Source organism: Microbulbifer sp. S227A, from assembly GCF_049800935.1.
Genome location: NZ_JBNAFZ010000003.1, coordinates 94066 through 118942, shown reverse-complemented (window position 1 = coordinate 118942; position 24877 = coordinate 94066). Strand labels below are relative to the sequence as shown.

Annotated in this window: 29 protein-coding genes and 1 pseudogene; 13 read left to right on the top strand and 17 right to left on the bottom strand. The window is 61.8% G+C overall.

Annotated elements, in window-relative coordinates; translation table 11 throughout:
* Positions 1–10 precede the first annotated feature (10 nt).
* The 16 genes from ACP15R_RS08295 to ACP15R_RS08220 form a co-directional block, all read right to left on the bottom strand.
* Positions 11–859, bottom strand: a complete 849-nt coding sequence (locus ACP15R_RS08295; protein WP_424985932.1) for an urea carboxylase-associated family protein — start codon at positions 857–859, stop codon at positions 11–13.
* An 85-nt stretch (positions 860–944) separates the two neighbouring features.
* Positions 945–2129 carry a type III PLP-dependent enzyme gene (locus tag ACP15R_RS08290; protein ID WP_424985931.1) on the bottom strand — a complete coding sequence of 395 codons (1185 nt, stop codon included), beginning with the start codon at positions 2127–2129 and terminating at the stop codon, positions 945–947.
* A gap of 197 nt (positions 2130–2326) precedes the next feature.
* The gene (locus ACP15R_RS08285; protein WP_424985930.1) at positions 2327–2542 is read right to left on the bottom strand and encodes a hypothetical protein; all 216 of its coding nucleotides are present in this window, start codon (positions 2540–2542) and stop codon (positions 2327–2329) included.
* Positions 2543–2566: 24 nt separating this feature from the next.
* Positions 2567–2716 (bottom strand): hypothetical protein, encoded by a 150-nt coding sequence (locus ACP15R_RS08280; protein WP_424985929.1) that lies wholly within the window; start codon positions 2714–2716, stop codon positions 2567–2569.
* A 170-nt stretch (positions 2717–2886) separates the two neighbouring features.
* The gene (locus ACP15R_RS08275) at positions 2887–3588 is read right to left on the bottom strand and encodes a succinate dehydrogenase iron-sulfur subunit (RefSeq protein ID WP_424986371.1); all 702 of its coding nucleotides are present in this window, start codon (positions 3586–3588) and stop codon (positions 2887–2889) included.
* Between the two features lie 151 nt (positions 3589–3739).
* The gene (locus tag ACP15R_RS08270; protein ID WP_424985928.1) at positions 3740–4453 is read right to left on the bottom strand and encodes an FkbM family methyltransferase; all 714 of its coding nucleotides are present in this window, start codon (positions 4451–4453) and stop codon (positions 3740–3742) included.
* 167 nt (positions 4454–4620) lie between these two features.
* The gene (sdhA, locus tag ACP15R_RS08265; RefSeq protein ID WP_424985927.1) at positions 4621–6429 is read right to left on the bottom strand and encodes a succinate dehydrogenase flavoprotein subunit; all 1809 of its coding nucleotides are present in this window, start codon (positions 6427–6429) and stop codon (positions 4621–4623) included.
* A 23-nt stretch (positions 6430–6452) separates the two neighbouring features.
* Positions 6453–6824, bottom strand: coding sequence for a succinate dehydrogenase, hydrophobic membrane anchor protein (sdhD, locus tag ACP15R_RS08260; RefSeq protein ID WP_424985926.1), 372 nt, complete (start codon positions 6822–6824; stop codon positions 6453–6455).
* An 11-nt stretch (positions 6825–6835) separates the two neighbouring features.
* Positions 6836–7225, bottom strand: coding sequence for a succinate dehydrogenase, cytochrome b556 subunit (sdhC, locus tag ACP15R_RS08255; RefSeq protein ID WP_424985925.1), 390 nt, complete (start codon positions 7223–7225; stop codon positions 6836–6838).
* 199 nt (positions 7226–7424) lie between these two features.
* Entirely contained in the window at positions 7425–8123 is a 699-nt protein-coding gene (locus ACP15R_RS08250) for a DUF1194 domain-containing protein (protein WP_424985924.1), read from the bottom strand.
* 62 nt (positions 8124–8185) lie between these two features.
* Complete coding sequence (locus tag ACP15R_RS08245) at positions 8186–8632, bottom strand: DoxX family protein (protein WP_424985923.1); 447 nt, start codon at positions 8630–8632, stop codon at positions 8186–8188.
* 207 nt (positions 8633–8839) lie between these two features.
* Positions 8840–9874 carry a MaoC family dehydratase gene (locus ACP15R_RS08240; protein ID WP_424985922.1) on the bottom strand — a complete coding sequence of 345 codons (1035 nt, stop codon included), beginning with the start codon at positions 9872–9874 and terminating at the stop codon, positions 8840–8842.
* The gene (locus tag ACP15R_RS08235; RefSeq protein ID WP_424985921.1) at positions 9875–10081 is read right to left on the bottom strand and encodes a DUF1737 domain-containing protein; all 207 of its coding nucleotides are present in this window, start codon (positions 10079–10081) and stop codon (positions 9875–9877) included. It lies immediately after the preceding gene.
* An 11-nt stretch (positions 10082–10092) separates the two neighbouring features.
* Positions 10093–10647: an NnrU family protein gene (locus ACP15R_RS08230; protein ID WP_424985920.1), complete on the bottom strand. Its 555-nt coding sequence runs from the start codon at positions 10645–10647 to the stop codon at positions 10093–10095.
* Positions 10648–10653: 6 nt separating this feature from the next.
* Positions 10654–11511, bottom strand: a complete 858-nt coding sequence (locus ACP15R_RS08225; protein WP_424985919.1) for an HpcH/HpaI aldolase/citrate lyase family protein — start codon at positions 11509–11511, stop codon at positions 10654–10656.
* 15 nt (positions 11512–11526) lie between these two features.
* Positions 11527–11679 (bottom strand): hypothetical protein, encoded by a 153-nt coding sequence (locus ACP15R_RS08220; RefSeq protein ID WP_424985918.1) that lies wholly within the window; start codon positions 11677–11679, stop codon positions 11527–11529.
* Positions 11680–11746: 67 nt separating this feature from the next.
* Between ACP15R_RS08220 and ACP15R_RS08215 the strand changes: the two genes are divergently transcribed.
* Positions 11747–12064 carry a hypothetical protein gene (locus ACP15R_RS08215; protein ID WP_424985917.1) on the top strand — a complete coding sequence of 106 codons (318 nt, stop codon included), beginning with the start codon at positions 11747–11749 and terminating at the stop codon, positions 12062–12064.
* A 6-nt stretch (positions 12065–12070) separates the two neighbouring features.
* Here ACP15R_RS08215 and ACP15R_RS08210 read toward each other — a convergent pair whose 3' ends face one another.
* Positions 12071–12826, bottom strand: coding sequence for a sulfite exporter TauE/SafE family protein (locus ACP15R_RS08210; protein WP_424985916.1), 756 nt, complete (start codon positions 12824–12826; stop codon positions 12071–12073).
* Positions 12827–12984: 158 nt separating this feature from the next.
* Between ACP15R_RS08210 and mdh the strand changes: the two genes are divergently transcribed.
* From mdh to odhB, 12 genes and pseudogenes are all read left to right on the top strand, one after another.
* Positions 12985–13947, top strand: a complete 963-nt coding sequence (gene mdh / locus ACP15R_RS08205; RefSeq protein WP_424985915.1) for a malate dehydrogenase — start codon at positions 12985–12987, stop codon at positions 13945–13947.
* A 262-nt stretch (positions 13948–14209) separates the two neighbouring features.
* The gene (locus ACP15R_RS08200) at positions 14210–14956 is read left to right on the top strand and encodes a PEP-CTERM sorting domain-containing protein (protein ID WP_424985914.1); all 747 of its coding nucleotides are present in this window, start codon (positions 14210–14212) and stop codon (positions 14954–14956) included.
* Between the two features lie 292 nt (positions 14957–15248).
* On the top strand, positions 15249–16442 hold the full coding sequence (sucC, locus tag ACP15R_RS08195; RefSeq protein ID WP_424985913.1) for an ADP-forming succinate--CoA ligase subunit beta: 1194 nt from the start codon (positions 15249–15251) through the stop codon (positions 16440–16442).
* Positions 16443–16456: 14 nt separating this feature from the next.
* The gene (locus ACP15R_RS08190) at positions 16457–17026 is read left to right on the top strand and encodes a hypothetical protein (RefSeq protein WP_424985912.1); all 570 of its coding nucleotides are present in this window, start codon (positions 16457–16459) and stop codon (positions 17024–17026) included.
* A 45-nt stretch (positions 17027–17071) separates the two neighbouring features.
* A complete protein-coding gene (locus tag ACP15R_RS08185) occupies positions 17072–17665 on the top strand; it encodes a hypothetical protein (RefSeq protein WP_424985911.1) in 594 nt (197 codons plus the stop codon).
* Positions 17662–18195, top strand: coding sequence for a hypothetical protein (locus tag ACP15R_RS08180; RefSeq protein WP_424985910.1), 534 nt, complete (start codon positions 17662–17664; stop codon positions 18193–18195). The genes ACP15R_RS08185 and ACP15R_RS08180 overlap by 4 nt, the downstream gene beginning before the upstream one ends.
* 20 nt (positions 18196–18215) lie before the next feature.
* Entirely contained in the window at positions 18216–19097 is an 882-nt protein-coding gene (gene sucD, locus ACP15R_RS08175) for a succinate--CoA ligase subunit alpha (protein WP_424985909.1), read from the top strand.
* Between the two features lie 2 nt (positions 19098–19099).
* Complete coding sequence (locus tag ACP15R_RS08170; protein ID WP_424985908.1) at positions 19100–19624, top strand: DUF805 domain-containing protein; 525 nt, start codon at positions 19100–19102, stop codon at positions 19622–19624.
* Entirely contained in the window at positions 19621–20160 is a 540-nt protein-coding gene (locus tag ACP15R_RS08165) for a DUF805 domain-containing protein (RefSeq protein ID WP_424985907.1), read from the top strand. The genes ACP15R_RS08170 and ACP15R_RS08165 overlap by 4 nt, the downstream gene beginning before the upstream one ends.
* The gene (locus ACP15R_RS08160) at positions 20157–23114 is read left to right on the top strand and encodes a 2-oxoglutarate dehydrogenase E1 component (protein ID WP_424985906.1); all 2958 of its coding nucleotides are present in this window, start codon (positions 20157–20159) and stop codon (positions 23112–23114) included. Before ACP15R_RS08165 ends, ACP15R_RS08160 begins: the two co-directional genes overlap by 4 nt.
* Positions 23115–23117: 3 nt before the next feature.
* Positions 23118–23333 (top strand): annotated as a pseudogene (locus tag ACP15R_RS08155) (biotin/lipoyl-containing protein); the annotation flags it as partial.
* Positions 23334–23438: 105 nt separating this feature from the next.
* Entirely contained in the window at positions 23439–24632 is a 1194-nt protein-coding gene (gene odhB, locus ACP15R_RS08150) for a 2-oxoglutarate dehydrogenase complex dihydrolipoyllysine-residue succinyltransferase (RefSeq protein ID WP_424986370.1), read from the top strand.
* The last annotated feature ends 245 nt before the right edge of the window (positions 24633–24877 follow it).

The following is a 24877-nucleotide window of genomic DNA, read 5'->3' as shown; positions in this document are numbered from 1 at the left end:
CACGGCTGGATCACCGGCCGTGGCTTTGGTCATACCCATTGACCGCCGGGCTGTGCCACCCCGCCAGTTCCGCAGCAGCCGGCGCAAAAATCTCGACCAGCAACGGATAACACGTGGCGGTGTCACTGGAATGTTCGCTGCCGCAATCTCCCCCGGGGCAGGCACTGAGCCCACCCAGGAGATCGATCTCGGCAAAGGCTTCGAGATAATCACCCGGCCGCACCGGGCTCGCCTTCATGAAATACTGCCCGGTATCGCGGGTAAAGCCGGTACACATGAACACGTTCAGCACATCATGCACATGCGGTTCGGCCTCGGCCAGGGTCATCCCCGTATGATCCGCCAGGGCCCGGATCAGGTTGGAATGGCAGCAATGATGATACTGCCCACCCGCCAGCAGGTTGCCGGTATAGGGGTCGCAACGGGTGCCGATCACGTCATGCACCGACCCGCCGAAACTGTCCTTGCCGTACCAATCCAGCGTGTCGGTCACGATGGTCGCCATGGGGCGCAGATAGGGAAAGCTGCTCCACATTCTCTGCCCGGTGGTCAGGTGCGTGCCATGCAGCGCCCGCGTCTTGCCGGAATAAAACCGTTCCTGCAGGTTCGCGGCATTCCACAGGTTCAGATCGCCAACCTGCGGGCCTTCGACCGAACGGATGCAAAAGAAATGCCCCGCAGGAACCTCGAAACATGCCGCCTCGCGCGGGGGCACCAGCACTTCGCCTGTCTTGCGTGCCGTCGCACGTGCGCGCGCGTAACCTGCCAGGTCGGGGGCGGGCAGGCTGTCTGGCGGGTAGCAGATGACCGGGGCGACGGCGCGGCGGGCCTCGGCATCGGCGGGGGGATCAAATGGCATCTGGCGCACTCCGGTGGATTTCCACCCTGACAGTGCGCCAGATCTCCGGGCAGGGAAAGCCCCTGCCCCTCCTCCCCGTCGGAGATCAGATCACCACCACGTCCAGCGGCGGGAACCCGTTGAACCCGATCGACGCATAGGTCGAGGTATAGGCACCGCAATTGCGGATGATGAACCGGTCGCCCGAACGCAGCCCCACCGGCAACGAGACCGGACGCTTTTCATAAAGCACATCGGCACTGTCGCAGGATGGGCCCGCAAGAATGCAGGGACCGGTTTCTTCGTGGTCGCGATCGGTCACGAACTGATAGCGGATCGCCTCGTCCATGGTTTCCGCAAGCCCCGAGAACTTGCCAATGTCCAGATACACCCAGCGGAACATGTCAGCGTCCGATTTCCGGGACACCAGCAACACCTCGGCGGCGATCATACCAGCTTCGGCAACCATGCCACGGCCCGGTTCCGCCATGATTTGCGGAACGTCGCCAAACCGCTGGGTAATCAGGTCGATGACCTTTGCCGCATAGGGGGTCGGGGCCTCGATCTCTTCTCCGTAGAATGCCGGGAACCCACCGCCAATGTTCAACAGGCTCAGCGCGTGACCTGCCGCCTTTGCCTCGTTCCAGATCTGCGCCACCTGATCCAGCGTTGCGGTCCACATCTCGGCGCGCCGAGTCTGGCTGCCCACGTGGAACGAGAAACCGACCGGCGACAGGCCCAGTTCGACCGCCATATCCAAAAGCTTGATCGCCTTGTCACGGGCGCAACCGAATTTACGCGACAGCGGCCAGTCGGCCTCGGACGCATCCACGATCAGGCGGATATACACCCGGCTGCCCGGCGCGAATTCGGCGATCTTTTCGAGCTCTTCCTCGGCATCCGCGGCAAAGAGCGACACGCCGGCATGATGCGCAAACGCAATGTCCGACGCACGCTTGACGGTGTTGCCAAAGGAAATGTGATCGGGATCGGCACCCTGGCTCAGGCAAAGTTCGATCTCCGCGCGCGACGCGGCATCAAAGCCCGAACCAAGTTCGACCAACGTTTCGATGATCTCACGCTGCGGGTTTGCCTTGACCGCATAGTGAATATGCGCACGGCCAAGGCCCGCCTTGAGCGCGTGATACTGGCGCGCGACAGCTTCGAGATCCAGAACAAGCGTCGGACGATCAAACCGGACGGTCTTGAGGAAAGACTCGATACGGGTTGCGGGGAAAACTGCGGGCGCAATACGGGCGGCACCCGACATGTCGGTTACGATAGCGTTCATGGTCATCTCCAACAGACCCGGCCATATATGACCGCTCACTTCCATTCAGAGACGTTACCGTCGCTACGTAACCATGGGGGATAAGCCCTTGGGACAGAGGCGCGTGCGTTGGCGTCTTGAAGCCGCATATCGGGCCAAACGCGATTCCTATCAAGAGGAAAAATGCATCGCCTTGAATTTTCTTGCGCCCGGCTGGTTCAGGTCGGATCTCGTGGTACGCGCGCCACACAGGTGCGGGGTTCGTGCCCGCCTCCGGTGCGGATCTCGCCGCCACATGCCAGACAACGGTAATAATCCGCCGCAACGCTGCGGTCGGCACGCCACCGGCATTGCCGTGTCAGCGTCGTGTTCCGCGCACGCCAGACAAAGTAAACCACAACGCCAACCAGCAGGAAAACCAGCAGGATCAGCATCTTGGCATCCTGCTGGTCATCGGGTCACGCCGCCGGGGCATATTCAAAATACTCGGCCTCTGCCGCGCCGAGATGCTTTGCGACCGGCTCGGGCATGTAATACCCATAGGCCTGTTCCAGGATCTCGATGGCCTCACGTGCCATTGCCGAGGGCAATATTGTCAGCGTCGTCATGGATTTCTCCGAGGGTGGTGATCCCTCCCTGCCCCCGAAATAACGCCGATGGCCCGGTTCCGCATCCACCAATTCGGCAATGCCGCCATGCGCCAGACTGAGCGCTGGCGCAATCTCCCGGGTGCCGCCACCGAACGGCCATGACCGATCCGGCGGCAGGCCCCTGCCCGTCAGACCGAGCGTTCGACCATCATGTGCTTGATCTCGGCAATCGCCTTGGCCGGGTTCAGCCCCTTGGGGCAGGTCTTGGCACAGTTCATGATCGTGTGGCAGCGATAGAGCTTGTAGGGGTCTTCCAGCTCGTCCAGCCGCTCGCCCGTTGCCTCGTCGCGACTGTCGATGATCCAGCGATAGGCATGCAGCAGCGCGGCAGGCCCAAGATAGCGGTCGCCATTCCACCAATAAGATGGGCAAGAGGTCGAACAGGACGCGCACATCACGCATTCATAAAGACCGTCCAGCTTCTTGCGATCTTCGATGGATTGCTTCCACTCCTTGGCCGGGCGGTTGGTCTTGGTCTCCAGCCAGGGCATGATGCTGGCGTGCTGGGCATAGAAATGCGTCAGGTCGGGGATCAGGTCCTTGACCACCGGCATATGCGGCAGCGGGTAAATCCGCACGTCACCCTTGATCTCGTCCAGCCCATAGATACAGGCCAGCGTATTGATACCGTCGATATTCATCGCGCAAGAGCCGCAAATCCCCTCACGGCACGAGCGGCGGAAGGTCAGGGTGGGGTCGATCTCGTTCTTGATCTTGATCAGCGCGTCCAGAACCATCGGGCCGCATTTGTCCATGTCGAGAAAATAGGTATCGACGCGCGGGTTCTGCCCGTCATCCGGGGTCCAGCGATAGATCTGGAACTTGCGGATATTCGTGGCCCCTTCGGGTTTTGGCCAGGTCTTGCCGGTGGTGATACGGCTGTTCTTGGGGAGCGTCAGTTGGACCATTGCAAATACCTCACTGGGCGGAAAGTTGGGTGTGGCGGTTCGGACCACGTATTTGTCGATACGGGGCAGCGCATCAGTTTCGCGCCTCCCATCGTGTGAAAAGGGCATCAAACAGGCGGGGCCGCATGCCCCCCCTGCCGTCGCCTGTGCGGCGCAGGATATCGCGCAGCTCAAGCCCGGCCCGTGCAAGTTCCGCCACCACCCGGCTGGGCGGGGCGATGTCGTCAAACCGATGGGTCAGCGACAATTCGAGAATGACGAAATCACAACGCAGCAGCGTCTCGGCCGCGCCCTGCAACACTTCGAGTTCAAACCCCTCGGTGTCGATCTTGAGTCCGACACGACCGGGGTAATCTGCCATGATCCGGTCCAGCGGAACCACCGGAACCCGGCGCAGATCATAGCTTGTGACCCCTTTTGCCATCGGACCGGCGATCGCCTTGAACCCGGCCATTGCTGGGTTTTCCCCCCGGCGCAAGGTCGGGATGCGTAAATCCATCTCGCCCGCCGTTGCGCCGGCGGCACAGGCGTGAAAATCGAAATCCGCGGGGGCCCCTTTTGCGACGGTTTCGGCCTCGGCCTCGGCTCGCGGATCGATCAGCACGAATTTTCGGTCCGCAAAGGCGCGGTAAAGCTGTGGTGTGCCGGTATGCACGCCGACATCTACGATCACGTCGGTCCCGGCCCCGAAGGTCCGCAGATACTCATGGTGCCCCCTGTCGGGCACCGCAACCATCCCGCGCTGGCGCAGCGCCTTGCGGAACATATGATCGCTGACCGGGGTCAAGGTGCAACGCCCCCCGGCGCGGCAAGGGCAGACGCCCCGATGACATCACGGGGAACGCGCCCCGCAGGGGAACGCGCCATGCGTCTGCCCGGCACCTGACCACCGCAAGGGATGGTCAGGCGCATGGCCGTGCTATCTGATGCGCTGTCCAATGCCCTCTGCCTGCCCTAGAATGTCCGGGCCTTGGGCGCGATCTTCTTGAGGCTGATGCCACCCTCGGCCTCGGTCGACAGCGGATCGACAACCACCGAGCGATAGGACAGGTCCACCTGGCGCCCGTCCACCCGGCTGATCGTGTGCACGCGCCAGTCATCGTCATTGCGGTCGGGGAAATCCTCGTGCGCATGGGCACCGCGGCTTTCATGACGCGCCTCGGCACCGGTGATCGTGGCCAGCGCGTTCGGCATCAGGTTGGTCAGTTCCAGCGTTTCCATCAGGTCGCTGTTCCAGACAAGGCTGCGGTCGGTGACACGCAGGTCCGACATCTTGGCCGCGATGTCATCCATGCGCTTGACACCCTCGGCAAGGGTCTTGGATGTCCGGAACACGGCGGCGTCGGCCTGCATGCATTTCTGCATCTCAAGGCGCAGATCGGCGGTCGGCACCGCCCCTTGCGCGTTGCGCAGATTGTCGAACCGGTCAAACGCCGCATCGACCGAAGCCTGGTTCAGCTTGCTGTTGGCCTTGGACGGATCAACCACCTTGCCCGCGCGGATCGCCGCGGCGCGGCCAAACACAACCAGGTCGATCAACGAGTTCGAGCCAAGGCGGTTGGCCCCGTGAACCGAAGCACAGCCGGCTTCGCCAACGGCCATCAGCCCCGGCACCACGGCGTTCTGATCCTCGGCCGTGGGGTTCAGGACTTCGCCCCAATAGTTCGTCGGGATGCCACCCATGTTGTAATGCACCGTCGGAATGACCGGGATCGGCTCCTTGGTGACGTCGACACCGGCAAAAATCTTGGCGCTTTCGGAAATCCCCGGCAACCGTTCCGCCAGTGCCTCGGGCGGCAGGTGCGACAGGTTCAGGTGAATATGATCGCCCTCGGCACCAACACCGCGACCCTCGCGGATTTCCATGGTCATCGACCGGCTGACATAGTCACGCGGCGCGAGGTCCTTGTATTGCGGCGCATAGCGCTCCATGAACCGCTCGCCCTCGGAATTGGTCAGGTATCCGCCTTCGCCGCGCGCGCCCTCGGTGATCAGGCAGCCCGAGCCATAGATACCGGTGGGATGGAACTGCACGAATTCCATATCCTGAAGCGGCAACCCCGCACGTGCGACCATGCCGCCACCGTCACCGGTGCAAGTATGCGCCGACGTGGCGCTGAAATAGGCGCGGCCATAGCCACCGGTCGCCAGAACCACCATCTTGGCGCTGAAGACATGCATGGTGCCATCGTCCAGCTTCCAGCAGACCACCCCCTGGCACTGGCCGTCTTCGGACATGATCAGATCGATGGCGAAATACTCGACATAGAATTCCGCGTTGTTCTTGAGGCTTTGGCCATAGAGCGTGTGCAGGATCGCATGGCCGGTACGGTCGGCGGCGGCGCAGGTGCGCTGTACCGGGGGGCCATCGCCGAATTCGGTTGTGTGGCCACCAAAGGGACGCTGATAGATTTTGCCCTCTTCGGTACGGCTGAACGGCACGCCGTAATGTTCGAGCTCGTAGACCGCCTTGGGGGCCTCGCGCGCGAGGTACTCCATCGCGTCCGTATCCCCCAGCCAGTCCGAGCCCTTGACCGTGTCATACATGTGCCACTGCCAGTTGTCCGGGCCCATGTTCGACAGCGACGCGGCAATGCCGCCCTGCGCCGCAACCGTGTGCGAACGGGTCGGAAATACCTTGGTCACACAGGCGGTGCGCAGCCCCTGTTCCGCCATGCCGAGCGTCGCGCGAAGGCCCGCGCCCCCTGCTCCGACGACCACGACGTCATATTCATGCGTCTCGTATTCGTATGTTGCAGTCATAATCGTTTATTCCCTGGCGCGCCTTAGAGCGCGATTTTGACAAGAGCGAAGAGGCCCGCAGCGATAAGTGTATAGGCAAAGGCACCCACGGCGACATAGGCCAGCTTGGCACCGGTTCCGCCCATGTAATCCTCGATCGCTTCCTGTGCCTCGCATTTGACGTGGTTGATCCCCACGATCAGCGTCAGCGCGGTCAGGATCGCCGGGAACGGCTGTGCGAAATAGGCAATCACCTCGGCATGGCTGCCCCCCAGCCCGACGCCGAAGGTAAAGACGAAAAGCGGCACCAGAACACATAGCAGGATCGAACTGACCAGCATCTGCCAGTGATGATCGGTTCCGTGTCGGGAAGATCCCAGCCCCTGCGCGCGCTTGCGGTCGGTCAGATATCTCATGGCCATTCTCCTTACACCGCGATTGCCGTGATGATCGTCAGCATCGTGGCACCGACGAACATGCCAAGCCCCATGCGCTCGGACACCGCGACCTCGAGCAGGTATCCGAAATCCCAGATGACATGGCGCAGACGACCGAGCACGTGATACCAGATCGCCCATGTCGCCAGCAGCATCAGGATGTCGCCGACCAGGCTGCGCAGCAGACCGTCAACCACGGCAAAGGCGCTCTCGGAGGTCGCGGCCGTCAGCAGCCAGAGCACGATCAGGAAAGCCGTGCCCAGCGATGCGATCCCGGTGATGCGCACCATGATGGATGAGATCGAGGTCATCTGGGGGCGGTAATACTGCCCGATCATAAAGGGTGATAGCGGGCGATTGCCCCGATTGACGTCAGCCATGGCGGGTCCTTTGCAGATGCTTTTGCCCGTTTTTAAACCTTTTTTTTCCGCTGTCACCCTTGCACGGCACGTTTAGGCGCGGTTTTTTGGCGCGATTTTTCGATTTAGCGCAAACTTGTGATCACACTACGCATAGCTGTGATCACATCACACCATCCTGTGCAAAACAGTCGATTTTTCCCCGCCAACCGAGTCGCGCTTACCGTCCGAACGGTGCGGCAACGGGATCGCCCCCGTGCCGGGCGGATTGTCGCGTGACCTCTCGCAGCAATTTCTTGCGTATCCGTTCGGGATATTCCCGGAAGCTCGCCGCCGTGATCACAAATGCGCCCTCTCCGGCGATGACATTCTCGAAAAAATACGCGGTCAGGTCAGGCTCGGAGGCTTCGATCGCGATGGCATTGACGGTGATGCCGGCCTGTTTCAGGCGCCGGTGCAGCCCGCGCGGGGGCCGTCCCTCGTTGGACAGGCCATCTCCGGACAGGTCAATCAGGCGTCGTTTGCATTGCCGGACCGGTTCGAACCTTGGCAGGATGAACTCCAGCGCATCGCCGATTGCCGTAGAGTAATTGCGCCAGATGCGCGGGTTTTCAGCGACCCGGTCGGCAAAGTCATCCACCGCCTGAAAACTGTCCAGCGTGGTCCAGGGGATCGTGACCTGCTGCCGGCTTGCCCCGGTCCATTGCACCAGCATCACCTGCGCCCGGCCGCGCACCAATGCCTCGGATATGACACCATCGCGAAGCGCATGGGCCAGCCCGTCCATCTGGAGGCGGTACTCCTCGTGATCCACCGAACCCGAAACATCCACCGCCAGCGCCAGCGCCAGATCACAGGCAAACAGCCGCCCGGCGGACAAAGTCAGGCACAGGATAGTTATCCGGGCGAGGAACAGCATGGCAGGAGCCTAGGGGATCTGCCGCCCCCTGCCTATCCGGGAAACGACATGGGGTATCGCCGCTAGACGCTGTTGCCACGCAGCATGAAAAACAGGCTGATCGCGAGCAATGTAACCTGAAACTCCATGCCGCCCAGCGGATGCGTGTCGCTCGGAGCAAAGCTCCATTGTCCCCAATGGGCCACCGAAATCGCGCCGATCAAAACGACAATCGCCAGCAGTCCACCCAAACGGGTCAGCAGGTCGCCCCACTGGCCTGTCATCGCTCCACCCGCGATCAGCGCCAGCGGCGCGGCCAGTTCGACCACCGTCGCGACCCCGAGTATACCCGGTGACAGGCCAAAATCCTCGGCCGACCCCGACAGGTCGGCCAGTTTGCCCAAGCCGTGAAACAGGAAGGTCGCCGACACGGCAAAACGCAGCAACCAATGCGCCATGGGCGCGCCGGACGTGGAAATGACCTGAGCGTTGTCAGGCAGGTAATCGAGTTCTTTATGTCGTTCGGCCACTGGTAAATCCCTTCAAGCGAAAATGCGTCAACAAACTGCATTTCGACTCGGGACGGATCATTCGCCTGTCGCCCATCGCGTGGAAATGACCGCGACGGGCAGACAGCGGCAAGGGCCGAAATGCCAACATACAGTCAGCATAGCAGATTTCCGCCCGCTTGTGTGACCCTTGCGCGATCGTGACCGCGCGTGCGCCGAACGGGTCGCTCAGACCGGCATCAGCGCCCAGTAATCGAGATCGAGCAGAACCTCGGGGCGGTACTTGCCATCCTCGCCGCGCAGCGTGAACGGGGCGTGCCCCTTGGTCGCCACAAGCCGCAGGCGAATGGCCCCGACGCCCGGCGCCGCGGTCTCGGCCTTGTCGAGCACTTCGGACCAGGCATAGATCGTATCCCCCGACAGGCAGGGGTTGGCGTGGGCACCGGCATTCAGACCAACAATCATCTGGGCATTGGCCAGCCCGTTGAACGAAAGGGCGCGGGCCATCGAAATGACATGGCCGCCATAAATCAGCCGGCTGCCATCGGGGCGGGCGTTGACGTCGAAATGCACCTTGGCGGTGTTCTGCCACAGGCGTGTTGCCATCATGTGTTCGGCTTCTTCGATCGTCACCCCGTCGACGTGGTCGATCTGTTCGCCGATCTCGTAATCGCCCCAGCGGTGCGGCTCTCCGGCCAGCGAGAAATCGTAACCGGTGAAATCCAGCCCCTTTGGCAGCACCAGATCATCCGGGGCGACCGCCTTGGCAAGATCGGGCACCACCGTGTCGGGCGCGGGCGCATCGACATTGCGTTTGCGCACCATCACCCAGCGGACATACTCCAGCACCTCTTCGTCGTGCTGATTCAGGCCACGGGTGCGGACATACACAACCCCGGTCTTGCCGTTGCTGTTCTGCTTGACCCCGATCACCTCGGACACCGACCGCAGCGTATCGCCGGGCCAGACCGGACGCAGCCAGCGCCCCTCGGCATAGCCCAGGTTCGCCACCGCGTTCAGCGACACGTCCGGCACCGTCTTGCCAAACACCACGTGAAAGGCCACCAGGTCATCCAGCGGGCTGAACGGCAAGCCACAGCCCTGCGCGAACTGGTCAGAGGAATGCAGCGCGTGCCGGGCCGGGTAAAGCATGTGATACAGCGCGCGCTCGCCCATCTTGACGGTGCGCGGCACCGGGTGGTTGAGCACATCGCCAACCGCGTAATCCTCGAAAAAGCGGCCGGAATTGGTCTTGGTCGCCATCTATTGCTCTCCCAGTTTCATATCGGGGGTGTACTCCGTGGCCACCTCCTTGATCACGGCCTGACCACACCGCATGGTGCCGGTCGCCGCATCAAAGGTCTGTGTCGGCGACCCATATAGCGTCCAGCCCCCGGCCAGCGCTGCGCTGACCTTGTGACAGAATGCGGATGTGTCCTCTTCCGAGAGGAAGCGATAAATCGTGCTCATTTCACGTGTCCTTATTGCGGGAACGGCCAATATCCCAACCAGCCGTGAATCATGCCGATCACCCCAAGCAGGACGACCGAAATGGCAAAGAACATCGCATCCTTGGCCAAACTCCCCGGCGCGGGCGGTGTCCAGTCCGGTTCAGACCGGTTGATGACAATCACCTCGACCACAGCCCAGGCCAGCAGGCCACCGAACATCACGATCGAGGCCAGATCGCCGTTGACCAGCAGATGCGCGAATGCCCAGAGCTTGAACCCGCCCAGCATCGGATGCCGCACCTTGTTCAGGATCAGCCCTTTCTGGCCTGCCGGGCTGGTCAGCCAAAGGGCAAAGACCATCAGGGTATTGTTGATGTGGATCATGAAGGAAGGCGGTGTCCAGACCGCAACATAGGGCGTTGCCCGAAAGCCGAGCACCATCAGTACCACCGCGATCACGATCGCAATCGCAACGGCCCCCTTGCCCGCATTGCCCATTGCGGCCCGCCGCTCGGGCAGGACGCGTTTGAACAGATGCGCCGCCCACCACAGCGCCAAACCCAATATCAGAAGACCCCAGCCCATCCCGGACTACCCCGCTTGCAACGCCTCGATCATCTCTGCTTTTGCCAGCAATTCGCGGGCGGTGGCAACGTGAAGATTTTCAACGATGCGGCCATCGACCACCGCAACCCCCTGCCCGCTGGCCTCGGTTTCCTCGAAGGCCGAGATCTGACGGCGCGCCAGGTCGATCTCGTCCGGAGACGGCGCAAATGCGCGGTTGGTGACGTCGACCTGCGCCGGGTGGATCAGAGATTTACCGTCAAAGCCCATGTCGCGCCCCTGGTTGCACTCGATCTCCAGCCCTGCATCATCCTTGAAGGCGTTGAACACCCCGTCTATCGCGATCACGCCTTCGGCCTTGGCGGCGAGCAGGCACAGGCCAAGCCCGGTCATCAGCGGTTCGCGGTCCGCGCGGAAACGGGTGTTGAGCTCCTTGGCCAGGTCATTGGTGCCCAGCACGAACCCCTGGATCAGCGGGTGCGCGGCGATGGCATGGGCGTTCAACATCCCCCTTGGGGTCTCCATCATCGCCCAGACCGGGATTTCGCCGGTGATCTCGGCCAAGGCATCCACGTCCTGCGGGCTGCCGACCTTGGGCAGCAGGATCGCGTCGCAATCCATGTCGCGCGCGGCCCTCGCATCGTCACGGCCCCATTCCGTATCCAACCCGTTGATCCGCACCAGCCGCATCCGGTTGCCATACCCGCCCGCGGCCAGCGCCTCGGCCAACAGAGTGCGCGCGTTCGCCTTTTCGGCGGGTGTTACTGCGTCTTCGAGGTCGAAAATGATCGCGTCCACCGGCAGTGTCTTGGCCTTTTCCAGCGCCCGTGACTTGGATGCGGGAATGTACAAAACCGATCGATAGGGGCGCGCGCTGGATGGCATGAGTCTCTCCACAAGTCATAATGTTGCGCAGAAAGGGGCATTTTTGGTCGGAAAATTCAAGCCGGAATCGCCGCGATGCAGCATTTTTCCTGCGGAAGTTGCCGCCTGAGCCCCCTGCGTACGGGGAATTAACCACTTTTCAGCACTCCAGATGGCAGGGTTGGTCATGACAGCAAGCCGCTGTTTGCAAGCGCCCGCACCCGGTTCCGGCGCATTGTTTCAGAAAGATGGACCCATGATGAAGACAGCATTGAACATGACCGTCGGGTTGGGCCTGATGGTACTGGCGGCGCAACAGGTCGCCGCCCAGCAATCCCGCAATTGTGCCCCGCGCGATACCGTGATCGAGCGCCTGGCCGACCGCTTTGGCGAAACCCGCCAGAGCATCGGCCTTGGCTCGCAGGGGTCTGTGGTGGAGACCTTTGCTTCCGACACGACCGGCAGCTGGACGATCACCGTGACGATGCCCAATGGCATGACCTGCCTGGTGGCCTCTGGCCAGTCGTTCGAAGAACTCGCCGAAGCCCTGCCGGCAGAAGGCAATGACGCCTGACGCCGATCAGGTCAGCGCGTCAAAGATCAGCTTGCTGCCGGTGATCGCCAAAAGCACGTAGGTGATACCAAAGAATAGCTGCTCCGAGACGACACGATGCGCCCGCACCCCCAGCCATGCGCCGAGCACGGCAACGGGTGCGAGCAGCAGATCGGCAAGCGCCGTCTGTAGCGTGAACATGCCAAGAAAGGCATAGGGCACGAACTTGGCGACATTGATGACCCAGAACACCAGCACCGTCGTCGCCTGGAACTGGTTCTTGGTCAGCCCCCGCGACAACAGGTATACCGCCGCCGGCGGCCCGCCCGCATGGCTGACAAAGCTGGTAAACCCCGTGACCAGGCCTGCAAACAGCCCGACCGCGGTGCCGCCTTCGCGCCGCGACACCCGGATCAGCCCCTTGCGCCGCGCCATTTGCCAGGCGACGAAGGCGATCGAAATGCTCCCGATCAGAAAGCGCAGGACATCCGCGTCCGCCGCGCGATAGAGCAGCGCGCCGACCCCCACCCCCGGCAACCCGCCCAGGATCAGCACACGGCAATCCGGCCAGCTCCACTTTGCCCAATACGGCCCGAGGGTTGCCAGATCGATCAACATCAACAGCGGCAGCATGATGGCAAGCGCTTCTCCGGGCTCAAGCACCAATGCGAGAATCGACGCGGATGCAAAGGCCGCTCCCGATCCAAAGCCCCCCTTGGAGATGCCGGCAAACAGCACGGCCGGTGCCGCAAGTGCAAAAAAAGCGAGGTTCAGTTCCTGCAAGGTATTGCCTCGTAACCCTTTCCCATGATTAGCCTTTAGCGCATCACACCGGTGGTTGCCAGCGCCCGGATACAATCGCGCCGCATCGCAGAACACTTGCGCGAAACGGCATGAGGCACTAGGCAACCCGCAATTTTCATCGGATCGGAGAGAAATCCATGGCCAGACCCAAGATCGCGCTCATCGGAGCAGGTCAGATCGGCGGCACGCTCGCCCACCTCGCAGCGCTGAAGGAACTGGGCGACGTCGTCCTGTTCGACATCGCTGAGGGCACACCCGAAGGCAAGGCGCTCGACATCGCCGAATCCGGCCCGTCCGAAGGCTTTGACGCCGCCCTGTCCGGCACCCAGTCTTACGCCGATATCGCCGGTGCCGACGTCTGCATCGTCACCGCGGGCGTACCGCGCAAGCCGGGCATGAGCCGCGACGATCTCTTGGGCATCAACCTCAAGGTCATGAAATCCGTTGGCGAAGGCATCCGCGATCACGCGCCGAACGCCTTTGTCATCTGCATCACCAACCCGCTCGACGCGATGGTCTGGGCGCTGCGCGAATTTTCGGGCCTGCCCCACGAAAAGGTTTGCGGCATGGCCGGCGTGCTCGACAGCGCGCGGTTCCGTCACTTCCTGGCAAACGAATTCGGTGTCTCGATGAAAGACGTCACCGCGTTTGTGCTTGGTGGACATGGCGACACCATGGTGCCGCTGGCCCGCTATTCCACGGTTGCCGGTATCCCGCTGCCCGACCTGGTTGCGATGGGCTGGACCACCCAGGAAAAACTCGACGGCATCATCCAGCGCACCCGCGACGGCGGTGCCGAGATCGTCGGCCTGCTGAAAACCGGCAGCGCGTTCTATGCCCCCGCGACCTCGGCAATCGAAATGGCCGAAGCCTATCTGAAAGACCAGAAACGCGTTCTGCCCTGCGCCGCCTATGTTGACGGGGCGCTTGGCCTGAAGGGGATGTATGTTGGCGTGCCGACCGTGATCGGTGCCGGCGGTATCGAAAAGGTCATCGACATTAAGATGACCAAGGACGAACAGGCAATGTTCGACAATTCGGTGAACGCGGTCAAAGGCCTGGTGGAAGCCTGCAAGGGCATCGACAGCTCGCTCGCCTGATCGTATCGCACATCGCAAGACCTGACGCCGGTCAGCACCAGCTGCTGACCGGCTTTTTTTGTGCTCCACCGGACCCACGGCGCGATTAATCCTTGACGTTTTCGCTTCCGAGATAACGCCCGCGCCAAAAGCATTGATTTTTGGTCGATTTGTTAATAAAGTATTAACGGGAGGTTGGCCCTCCCATGGGGTTTCGCGGCTGTTCTCCCGCTTGGTCGTGCGCCTCTGTAGTATCAGTAATCGCATTTAAGAGAGTGGACTCATGATCAAACACATTACCTGTGCGGCCGTCGCCGCGACATTGATGGGAACCGGGGCCAGTGCCGCGACCCTGACCTGGCAATCTTACGATCAATCGCAACTGAGCACAGCGCGCAGCGATCGCGACGCCATCGATACCGACCACCAGGTGGCGTACGAAACTTTCGAGAGCTATACCCCCGTCGCCGATGGCGGCGGTGTTGGCGACACCACCCCGCTGACCAGCACAAGCGTCGGCGATTTCACCACGACTCCCGGTGGACGCTGTGGCAATTCCTGCGACACGCCCGATGACCAGAGCCTGATCCGCAGCACCTCGAGCTATGGCCGCTACAACACCACACTGGGCGGCTCGAACTGGCTGGACAGCAACGACAACAGCGCCATCAACCTTGCCGCCGCGGGCGGTTCGATGTTTGACAGCATCAGCTTTTTCCTGACCGATGTCGACGATGTCGGCCGGGTTGCCTTCGAGATCGAGGTTGCCGGCGAAATGTTTGATGTCGCAGAGGATATTCTGAACTCCAACCGCCAGGGCGACGGCGATCTGTTCCTGGTCAGCATCGGTCTGGACAGCCTGGTGAATTCGGTCGGGATCTCGCTGTTCATCGAATCCGGCGACGGGTTTGGCATCGACGATGTGCGCCTTGGTTCCAGCATGTCGCCAGTCCCGGTGCCCGCCTCCCTGCCACTGCTCGCAGGCGGCCTTGGTCTGCTGGGCTGGATCGCCCGCCGGCGCAAGTCCTAGGGCGTCAGCGACGCCGCGAACCGATCCCGGATTATCGGTCTACCGACCGGGTCCACATCTGCGCGCCGCCCATCCGGGCGGCGTTTTTTTTGGCAAAACGAATCGCCTGTATCCCCCCGTCACGACGCGTCAGAGGCCGTCGGACAGGCTTTGTGATCACACATTTCAGACGTGTGATCACAAATGTCGCTTTTTTCACAAAAACCCAAGCCCTGCGGCAAAAAAGCGTTTAACTCCATGTGAACCGGGTCTCTATACCCATCGTAATCGCAGCTAGACGGGACAGTTTTCGATGAACATTCACGAATATCAGGCCAAGGCATTGCTCCGCAGCTATGGCGCGCCGGTCTCGGACGGGCGGGTCGTTCTGCGGGCAGAAGAAGCCAAGACCGCCGCCGGCGAACTGGACGGCCCGATGTGGGTCGTCAAGGCCCAAATTCATGCGGGCGGTCGCGGCAAGGGCAGTTTCAAGGAAACCGATGCCGGTGAAAAGGGCGGTGTCCGCCTGACCAAATCGGTTGAAGAAGCCGCCGCCGAAGCCAAGCGGATGCTGGGACGCACGCTGGTGACCCACCAGACCGGTCCCGCGGGCAAGCAGGTCAACCGCATCTACATCGAAGACGGCAGCGGCATCGAAACCGAACTGTACCTGGCCTTGCTGGTCGATCGTCAGACCAGCCGTATCAGCTTTGTCTGCTCGACCGAGGGCGGCATGGACATTGAAGAGGTCGCCGCCAGCACACCCGAGAAAATCCTGTCCTTCCCGGTTGATCCCGCCACCGGCTACCAGGCGTTCCACGGCCGCCGCATCGCCTTCATGCTGGGTCTGAGCGGCAAACAGGTCAAGCAATGCGTGCGCCTGATGGAAACCCTGTATCGCATGTTCATAGAAAAGGACATGGAGATGCTCGAAATCAACCCGCTGATCGTGACCGATGGCGGCGATCTGAAATGCCTTGACGCCAAGATGGGCTTTGACGGCAACGCGGTTTATCGCCATGCCGACATCGCCGAACTGCGCGACACCTCCGAAGAGGACCCCAAGGAACTGGAAGCCTCCAAGTTCGACCTGAACTATATCGCGCTGGATGGCGAGATCGGCTGCATGGTCAACGGTGCGGGGCTGGCGATGGCGACGATGGACATCATCAAGCTATACGGCGCGGAACCCGCCAACTTTCTTGATGTTGGCGGCGGCGCGACCAAGGAAAAGGTCACCGAGGCGTTCAAGATCATCACCTCCGACCCGCAGGTCAAAGGTATCCTCGTCAACATCTTTGGCGGCATCATGCGCTGCGACGTGATCGCGGAAGGCGTTGTTGCGGCGGTAAAAGAGGTCGGCCTGAGCGTGCCGCTGGTGGTACGGCTCGAAGGGACCAATGTCGAGAAGGGCAAAGAGATCATCAACACCTCCGGCCTCGACGTGATCGCTGCGGACGACCTCAAGGACGGGGCGCAGAAGATCGTGAAAGCCGTGAAAGGATAACAAGGAACCTTCAGATGCTTCGGCCCATTTGCATTTCTGCGCTGTTTGCCGCCAATGCGGTCGCAAGTGAACCTGTGGCCGAATTCGCTGGTCTTTGGAGTGAGTTCATCGGGTTTTGCGGTGCGGCGCTGGCCGCGCCTCATTCCGTCGGCGGGGATGCACGACCACGAAACGGCTATTCCATGTTCAATGCTGCACGAAATTCCGAAAACACCGATTGGACTGTCGAGCACTATAATGAAAATGCTCAAACGTCTCTGTCTCTTCATCTGCTACACAAGCGTGAAGGGTTCGAATTGTTCTGCGATGCCCACCAGTACAAGGACAGCCAAATTGACCCGGTTTCGGCCACTCAACAGATACGCGGCATGGTAGAAGCCGGAGGGATGTCCGTCACCGGCGGAGCCTATATCTTTCTTGAAGGCCATGACCAGACATTTGCTGCCGAACATTCGGCTGCACAACCTCATTCTCTCGTCGTAGAAGGCGCATTTCCCGGTTACAACAGTGCCGTACATGTCAACGTCGATCGAAATGGTTTTGCGATCAGCATTTACACCTCTTTGCCGGGTGCACATTCATGACTCAAAGCACCAACCGGGAACCGTCAGACAGGCTGCGTTAGGTCAATGATCCGCCCGCTCCTCATATCCCTTTTGCTGGCCACACCAGCCGCCGCGCAGCAAACCCCGCGCGAGGCGGTGGCGCGGGTGTGGGAGACGTTTCGGACCGACTGCAAGGCGGCGCTGTTTGAACAGTCCGCCTATATCGCCGAAACGCCCAATCCCGGCCCCAATGGCATCAGCACCGTGGCGAGGTCGGCGGATGGCCAGATCGTCGAGGCCCGGCGCTTTGCCGACAACCAGATGATCACTCTGCGCGTGACCGGCCTGCCGGGGATGCGGATGAACGCCTGTTCGGCGCATGACCAGGGGTTCAACGCGGCCGAGATTAACCTTGCGCTGTCGACCGATCCCGGCCCCTGGGTTGCGGCGTTTGAAGAGATCGTGCGCCCCGCCTCGCCGGCACAGATCGTCGGTGGCAACCTGCCCATCGGTTTCGTCGCGCGGGGCATGGCGGGCGAATTCATCGGCCAGAACGACGCGCTGACCCATCACTATGCCGCCCTGTTTGACTGGCACGGGGAACGGATCCCGGTCTCGATCATCGTCGCACCCTATTCGCTGGTCTTCACCGCAATCCGACTGGAGGTGCCGGAATGATCCGCCTGATCGCCACGCTGCTGCTGGGCCTTGGCACGGTCGCGCCGGCGCAAACCGTCGAGGAAGCCGCCCGCATCAACGCCGAAATTGCCCTGCAATTCTGTGTCCAGCCGCATGTGCAACCTGCAATGCGCGCGCAGATGTTCCGCAGTTCGGGTTTCGCCGAGCGGGTGGACCGCAGCCAAGGGAACAGCGACACCACCCATTATTTCACCGCCCCCGCCAGCACCGTCGAGGTCGAGCTCTACTATGGCGAAATGCCCGAACATTGCCGCGTGACCAGCAATCACCTCGGCGTGAGCGCCGCCGCCCCGGTGCTCGATGCCGTGGTGCCCCGCCTGTATCCGGGCTTTGTGCGGCGCGTGACCTATGGCCCCGTGAACCCGGCGACCGGGCAACCGGTGCAATGCGTCGCCTACCAGGATCCGACCAACCCGATCGGGCTTGAAATCGGCGTCGGCGCATGGGGCGGCGCACAGGGCTGTGTCGAGAACGGCACCAGCGTCTTCTATCTCACTTACCGCGTATAACCAGGAAAAAGGGACCAGATATGGCTGTCCTCATCGACGAAAACACCAAGGTCATCTGCCAGGGTCTGACCGGGTCGCAAGGCACGTTTCACAGCGAACAGGCAATGGCCTATGGTACAAAAATGGTCGGCGGCGTGACGCCGGGCAAGGGGGGCATGGAGCATATCGGCCTGCCGGTCTTCAATTCGGTCCACGAGGCCAGGGCCGTGACCGAGGCCAACGCCACGGTGATCTACGTGCCCCCGCCCTTTGCCGCGGATTCGATCCTTGAGGCCATCGATGCCGAGATGGAAGTGATCGTTGCGATCACCGAGGGCATTCCGGTGCTGGACATGATGCGGGTGAAGCGCGCGCTCGAAGGCTCCAAAAGCCGCCTGATCGGGCCGAACTGTCCCGGTGTCATCACGCCTGATGCCTGCAAGATCGGCATCATGCCCGGCCATATCCACAAGCGCGGAACCGTCGGGGTCGTATCGCGCTCGGGCACGCTGACCTACGAGGCGGTGAAGCAGACAACCGATGTCGGGCTGGGCCAGTCGACCTGTGTGGGCATCGGCGGCGACCCGATCAAGGGCACCGAACATATCGACGTGCTGGAATGGTTCCTCGCCGATGACGAAACGACAAGCATCATCATGATCGGTGAAATCGGCGGTTCGGCCGAGGAAGAGGCGGCGCAGTTTCTGGCCGACGAAAAGAAGAAGGGCCGCTGGAAACCCACCGCCGGGTTCATCGCCGGCCGCACCGCCCCTCCGGGCCGCCGCATGGGCCACGCCGGCGCCATCGTCGCCGGTGGCAAGGGCGGGGCCGAGGACAAGATCGAAGCGATGAAATCCGCCGGCATCGTCGTCGCCGAAAGCCCTGCACAGCTGGGCGAAGCGGTGTTGGAAGCGATTGGATAACAATGCCGGTTATGCGTGCATTCTGGTTCGAACTGCTCCGGTCTCTTGATTTCAAGGGCCGGACACCTCGTGCACGTTACTTTGGTTTTCTGTTTGTCGCGACCAGCTTGCTGGCCGGTGCCATCTGGCTCGCGGTTGCGATCTTGCCCCACGGGCGGGACTGGATCGGGGTCTGTATCCTGATCGCCCTGTTCTATATTCCGGTCACATCCGCCGGGGTGCGCAGACTGCATGATACGGGGCAATCTGGCGTTCTTATGCTTGACCCGCTCAAACCGATGGCGGCCTTTGGCCTGTGCCTGTTGATCATCGGCGCTGCGACTTTCTCCAACACGGTCGGATTTGTCGCGTTTTATACGTCGGTGTTTCTGCTTGGCAAGTTCATGGTCGCCGTGATGTCAATTTTGGCGCTGTTGATGCTTGGTCTCACAATGATGTTCTTTTCGAACACGATGGGGCAATTGATGTTGCCATCCCAGCCCAGCAGCAACAAATACTGCCTGAACCAAAATGAGGTTGCGACATGACCTTTGCCGCGGCGGTCAAAACCTGCTTCTCAAAATACGTGAGCTTCTCGGGCCGGGCCGCGCGGGCGGAATACTGGTATTTTTTCCTGTTCCTGCTGCTGCTCAGCCTTGTGGCGGCGGCGCTCGACTGGGCGTTTTTCACCTCGGTCACCAGCATCAGCAGCGAAACCGCCAGCGCCACGGTGGCGCGGTCGTCTCAGCCGGTGCAATCCATCGTCGCGCTCGCCACTTTCCTGCCGCATCTGGCGGCGGCGTGGCGGCGGATGCACGACACCGGGCGCAGCGGCTGGTTGGTGCTGTTGCCGACGCTGCTGGCGGCGGGTGCCTTTGCCGTGCTGGTCTTTGGGATCGGCGCGGCCAGTCATTTCCACGGCGGCACCATGGATCGTCTGCTGACCGGTGCCACGTTGCTGATCCTGCTCCCGACGCTGATCGTGCTGCTGATCTCGCCCCTTGTCGTACTGTTCTGGCTCAGCCGGCCCAGCCAGCCTGAAACCAATAAATACGGTCCCAACCCATATGAGGTAAAACCATGACCGAGCACTCCCCCAACGACCAGTTTCATGCCTCGTCCTTCATGCAGGGGCATAACGCGGCCTATCTGGAGCAGCTTTATGCCCAGTATGCCAACGACCCGAACGCGGTCGACGAGGCATGGGCGGCCTTTTTCGCCCAGCTCGGGGATACCGAGATCGACGTCAAGGCCGATGCGCGCGGGCCCTCCTGGTCGCGCAGCGACTGGCCGCCGATGCCCAATGACGACCTGACCGGCGCGCTGACCGGCGAATATCCTGCTGCCGAATCCAAGGCCGCGGGCAAGAAGATCGCCGAAAAGGCCGCCGCCGCCGGTGTCGAGGTCAGCGAAGAGCAGGTCAAGCGCGCCGTGCTCGACAGTATCCGGGCGCTGATGCTGATCCGGGCCTATCGAATCCGGGGCCACCTGGTGGCCGATCTCGACCCGCTGGGCATGCGTGATCAGACCGTGCATCCCGAGCTTGATCCCAAGACCTATGGCTTTGCCGAGGCCGACATGGACCGGCCGATCTTCATCGACAACGTGCTGGGCCTGCAAATCGCCAGCATGCGCCAGATCATCGCGATCGTGAAACGCACCTATTGCGGCACTTTCGCGCTGCAATACATGCATATCTCGAACCCCGAAGAGGCAGCCTGGCTCAAGGAGCGGATCGAAGGGTTCGATAAGGAAATCCGTTTTACCCGCGAGGGGCGCAAGGCAATCCTGAACAAGATGGTCGAAGCCGAGGGCTTTGAAAAGTTCTTGCATGTCAAGTACATGGGCACCAAACGCTTTGGCCTTGATGGGGGCGAAAGCCTGATCCCGGCGATGGAGCAGATCATCAAGCGCGGCGGTGCGCTTGGGGTCAGGGACATCATCGTCGGCATGCCGCACCGGGGGCGTCTGTCGGTGCTGGCCAACGTATTGCAGAAACCCTATCGCGCGATTTTCAACGAATTCCAGGGCGGCAGCTTCAAGCCAGAGGATGTCGATGGTTCGGGCGATGTGAAATACCACCTGGGCGCATCGAGCGACCGCGAGTTCGACGGCAACTCGGTTCACCTGTCGCTGACCGCCAACCCCAGCCACCTCGAAGCGGTCAACCCCGTGGTTCTGGGCAAGGCCCGCGCCAAGCAGGACCAGAACAACGACCACGACCGCACTTCGGTGCTGCCCATCCTGCTGCATGGGGATGCCGCCTTTGCCGGCCAGGGCGTGGTTGCCGAGTGCTTTGGCCTGTCGGGGCTCAAGGGGCACAAGACCGGCGGCACCATGCATATCGTGGTGAACAACCAGATCGGCTTTACCACCGCGCCGCATTTCAGCCGCAGTTCGCCCTATCCGACCGACATTGCCCTGATGGTGGAAGCACCGATCTTTCACGTCAACGGCGATGACCCCGAGGCGGTTGTCCACGCCGCCAAGGTCGCGACCGAGTTCCGCCAGAAATTCGGCAAGGACGTGGTGGTCGACATTTTCTGTTATCGCCGGTTCGGGCATAACGAGGGCGACGAGCCCATGTTCACCAACCCGATCATGTACAAGCGGATCAAGACCCACAAGACCACGCTCAGCCTCTATACCGAGCGGCTGGTCAAGGACGGTCTGATCCCCGAGGGCGAGATCGAGGACATGAAAGCCGCGTTCCAGGCGCATCTGAACGAAGAGTTCGAAGCCGGCAAGGATTTCAAACCCAACAAGGCCGACTGGCTTGACGGGCGCTGGTCGCATATCGACAAGCATGGCGAGGAATACGTGCGCGGCGAGACCGCGATTTCGCCCGATACGCTGCAAGAGATCGGTGGTGCGCTGACCCGTGCGCCCGATGGCTTTCCGCTGCACCGGACCGTCACCCGCCTGCTGGACAGCAAGAAAGAGATGTTCGCCACCGGCAAGGGCATCGACTGGGCGACTGGCGAGGCGCTGGCCTATGGCTCGCTGCTCACCGAAGGCTACCCGGTGCGGCTGGCCGGACAGGACGCCACGCGCGGCACCTTCAGCCAGCGCCATTCCGGTTTCGTCAACCAGGAGACCGAAGAGCGCTATTATCCGCTGAACAACATCCGCGCGGGCCAATCGCAATACGAGGTCATCGACTCGATGCTCAGCGAATACGCGGTGCTGGGCTTTGAATATGGCTATTCGCTGGCCGAACCCAACGCGCTTGTCCTTTGGGAGGCACAGTTCGGCGATTTTGCCAACGGGGCCCAGATCATGTTCGACCAGTTCGTCAGCTCGGGCGAAAGCAAATGGCTGCGCATGTCCGGCCTGGTCTGCCTGCTGCCGCATGGCTACGAAGGACAGGGCCCCGAACACAGCTCTGCCCGGCTTGAACGGTTCCTGCAAATGTGCGGCCAGGACAACTGGATCGTCGCCAATTGCTCGACACCGGCCAACTATTTCCACATCCTGCGCCGCCAGATTCACCGCAGCTTCCGCAAGCCGCTGATCCTGATGACGCCGAAATCGCTGCTGCGGCACAAACTGGCCATTTCCAGCGCCGAGGATTTCACCACCGGGTCGAGCTTTCACCGGGTGCTCTGGGACGATGCGGAAAAAGGCAACTCGGATACCAAGCTGGTCGCCGACAAGAAGATCAAGCGCGTGGTGATGTGCTCGGGCAAGGTGTATTACGACCTGCTCGAGGAACGCGACGCCCGTGGCATCGACGACATCTATCTGATCCGCATCGAACAGTTCTATCCCTTCCCGGCGATCTCGCTGGTCAAGGAGCTGGAACGGTTCAAGGGTGCCGAGATGGTCTGGTGCCAGGAAGAACCCAAGAACCAGGGGGCCTGGACCTTTATCGAACCCAATATCGAATGGGTCCTGAACCGCATCAACGCCAAGCATAAACGTCCGCTCTATGCCGGCCGTGCAACCTCGGCCTCGCCCGCAACCGGGCTCGCCAGCCAACACAAAGCCCAACAAGACGCGCTCGTGAACGAAGCGCTGACCATCGAAGGAAAGTAAGTCATGACAACCGAAGTACGCGTCCCGACGCTGGGCGAATCCGTGACCGAGGCGACCGTTGCCACCTGGTTCAAGAAACCCGGCGATGCGGTAGCGGTCGACGAAATGCTGTGCGAGCTGGAGACCGACAAGGTCACTGTCGAGGTCCCGAGCCCCTCTGCCGGGACCATGGGCGAAATCATCGCCGCCGAAGGTGATACCGTTGGCGTCGACGCCCTGCTGGCCACCATCGTGGAAGGTGCGGGCGCCGCAACCGCCGACGAGAAACCCGCCACCCCCGCCGCAAGCAGCGGCGCATCGGCAACCGGCGGCACCACCGACGTCATGGTGCCCACCCTGGGGGAATCCGTCACCGAAGCCACGGTCAGCACCTGGTTCAAGGCCGTCGGAGACACGGTGGCGCAGGATGAAATGCTCTGCGAACTGGAAACCGACAAGGTGAGTGTCGAGGTTCCCTCGCCCGCCGCCGGCGTTCTGGCCGAGATCACCGCCCCCGAAGGCTCCACCGTGGACGCCTCCGCCAAGCTCGCCGTGATCAGCGGTGCGGCCGGTGGCACCGTCGCCCCCGCCGCGACCACCCAGGCACCCGCAGCCGCCCCCGCCGCCTCCGGCAAGGCCGATATCGAGGACGCCCCGAGCGCCAAGAAGGCGATGGCCGAGGCCGGCATCTCGCGCGATCAGGTCCCCGGAACCGGCCGTGATGGCCGCGTGATGAAAGACGATGTGGCCCGCGCCGTCGCCGCCGCGGCCTCCGCCCCGGCCCCCGTCGCAACCGCCCCCGCCTCCACACCGCGCGCGCCCGTGCCCGCCGATGACGCCGCGCGCGAGGAACGGGTCAAGATGACCCGCCTGCGCCAGACCATCGCCAAGCGTCTCAAGGACAGCCAGAACACCGCCGCCATGCTCACCACCTATAACGAGGTGGACATGACCGAGGTGATGGCCCTGCGCAGCCAGTACAAGGACGAATTTGAAAAGAAACACGGCGTCCGGCTCGGCTTCATGTCCTTCTTCACCAAGGCCTGCTGCCATGCCCTGAAGGAAGTGCCCGAGGTCAATGCCGAAATCGACGGCAACGAGATCGTCTACAAGAACTTCGTCCATATGGGCGTCGCCGCCGGCACCCCGACCGGCCTCGTCGTGCCGGTGATCCGTGACGCCGACAGCATGTCCTTTGCCGAGATTGAAAAGGCCATCTCCGAAAAAGGCAAACGCGCCCGCGACGGCAAACTCTCGATGGCGGAAATGCAGGGCGGCACTTTCACGCTGTCCAACGGCGGCGTCTACGGCTCGCTGATGTCCTCGCCGATCCTGAACCCGCCGCAATCGGGCATCCTCGGCATGCACAAGATCCAGCAACGCCCGATGGTGATCAACGGCGAAATCGTCGCCCGCCCGATGATGTACCTCGCGCTCAGCTACGACCACCGCATCGTCGACGGCAAAGGCGCCGTGACCTTCCTCGTACGCGTGAAAGACGCGCTGGAAGACCCGCGCCGGCTGTTGATGGATCTGTAAGCTGGATAGGTATCGCCATGCCGCCAACACCCCCCCTGAACCTGCGCTCGCGGATCAGGAACTGGTGGCATGGTGAAACCGTGGTAGATAGCAGTCCCAGGGTCGTAATTTTCACAACTCGGCGGCACTGGACTTCCAATTTGGCACGCAACTTCGGCGACTTCGTTGTTCGTAATTGGGCAACGATCACCAGTTTAGCCATCGCGCTGGCGGGACTGGTTCTCGCCTATCTATCACTATGAGCG

What these genes read in the sequence shown, in the direction of transcription:
- ACP15R_RS08200 (WP_424985914.1), top strand. Translation starts at nt 14,210, where the DNA reads ATGATCAAACACATTACCTGTGCGGCCGTCGCCGCGACATTGATGGGA.
- ACP15R_RS08225 (WP_424985919.1), bottom strand. Translation starts at nt 11,511, where the DNA reads ATGCCATCCAGCGCGCGCCCCTATCGATCGGTTTTGTACATTCCCGCA.
- ACP15R_RS08160 (WP_424985906.1), top strand. Translation starts at nt 20,157, where the DNA reads ATGACCGAGCACTCCCCCAACGACCAGTTTCATGCCTCGTCCTTCATG.
- ACP15R_RS08165 (WP_424985907.1), top strand. Translation starts at nt 19,621, where the DNA reads ATGACCTTTGCCGCGGCGGTCAAAACCTGCTTCTCAAAATACGTGAGC.
- ACP15R_RS08180 (WP_424985910.1), top strand. Translation starts at nt 17,662, where the DNA reads ATGATCCGCCTGATCGCCACGCTGCTGCTGGGCCTTGGCACGGTCGCG.
- ACP15R_RS08295 (WP_424985932.1), bottom strand. Translation starts at nt 859, where the DNA reads ATGCCATTTGATCCCCCCGCCGATGCCGAGGCCCGCCGCGCCGTCGCC.
- ACP15R_RS08220 (WP_424985918.1), bottom strand. Translation starts at nt 11,679, where the DNA reads ATGACCAACCCTGCCATCTGGAGTGCTGAAAAGTGGTTAATTCCCCGT.
- ACP15R_RS08170 (WP_424985908.1), top strand. Translation starts at nt 19,100, where the DNA reads ATGCCGGTTATGCGTGCATTCTGGTTCGAACTGCTCCGGTCTCTTGAT.
- mdh (WP_424985915.1), top strand. Translation starts at nt 12,985, where the DNA reads ATGGCCAGACCCAAGATCGCGCTCATCGGAGCAGGTCAGATCGGCGGC.
- ACP15R_RS08280 (WP_424985929.1), bottom strand. Translation starts at nt 2,716, where the DNA reads ATGACGACGCTGACAATATTGCCCTCGGCAATGGCACGTGAGGCCATC.
- odhB (WP_424986370.1), top strand. Translation starts at nt 23,439, where the DNA reads ATGGTGCCCACCCTGGGGGAATCCGTCACCGAAGCCACGGTCAGCACC.
- sdhD (WP_424985926.1), bottom strand. Translation starts at nt 6,824, where the DNA reads ATGAGATATCTGACCGACCGCAAGCGCGCGCAGGGGCTGGGATCTTCC.
- sucC (WP_424985913.1), top strand. Translation starts at nt 15,249, where the DNA reads ATGAACATTCACGAATATCAGGCCAAGGCATTGCTCCGCAGCTATGGC.
- sucD (WP_424985909.1), top strand. Translation starts at nt 18,216, where the DNA reads ATGGCTGTCCTCATCGACGAAAACACCAAGGTCATCTGCCAGGGTCTG.
- ACP15R_RS08215 (WP_424985917.1), top strand. Translation starts at nt 11,747, where the DNA reads ATGATGAAGACAGCATTGAACATGACCGTCGGGTTGGGCCTGATGGTA.
- ACP15R_RS08290 (WP_424985931.1), bottom strand. Translation starts at nt 2,129, where the DNA reads ATGAACGCTATCGTAACCGACATGTCGGGTGCCGCCCGTATTGCGCCC.
- sdhC (WP_424985925.1), bottom strand. Translation starts at nt 7,225, where the DNA reads ATGGCTGACGTCAATCGGGGCAATCGCCCGCTATCACCCTTTATGATC.
- ACP15R_RS08190 (WP_424985912.1), top strand. Translation starts at nt 16,457, where the DNA reads ATGCTTCGGCCCATTTGCATTTCTGCGCTGTTTGCCGCCAATGCGGTC.
- ACP15R_RS08250 (WP_424985924.1), bottom strand. Translation starts at nt 8,123, where the DNA reads ATGCTGTTCCTCGCCCGGATAACTATCCTGTGCCTGACTTTGTCCGCC.
- ACP15R_RS08240 (WP_424985922.1), bottom strand. Translation starts at nt 9,874, where the DNA reads ATGGCGACCAAGACCAATTCCGGCCGCTTTTTCGAGGATTACGCGGTT.
- ACP15R_RS08185 (WP_424985911.1), top strand. Translation starts at nt 17,072, where the DNA reads ATGATCCGCCCGCTCCTCATATCCCTTTTGCTGGCCACACCAGCCGCC.
- ACP15R_RS08235 (WP_424985921.1), bottom strand. Translation starts at nt 10,081, where the DNA reads ATGAGCACGATTTATCGCTTCCTCTCGGAAGAGGACACATCCGCATTC.
- ACP15R_RS08230 (WP_424985920.1), bottom strand. Translation starts at nt 10,647, where the DNA reads ATGGGCTGGGGTCTTCTGATATTGGGTTTGGCGCTGTGGTGGGCGGCG.
- sdhA (WP_424985927.1), bottom strand. Translation starts at nt 6,429, where the DNA reads ATGACTGCAACATACGAATACGAGACGCATGAATATGACGTCGTGGTC.
- ACP15R_RS08285 (WP_424985930.1), bottom strand. Translation starts at nt 2,542, where the DNA reads ATGCTGATCCTGCTGGTTTTCCTGCTGGTTGGCGTTGTGGTTTACTTT.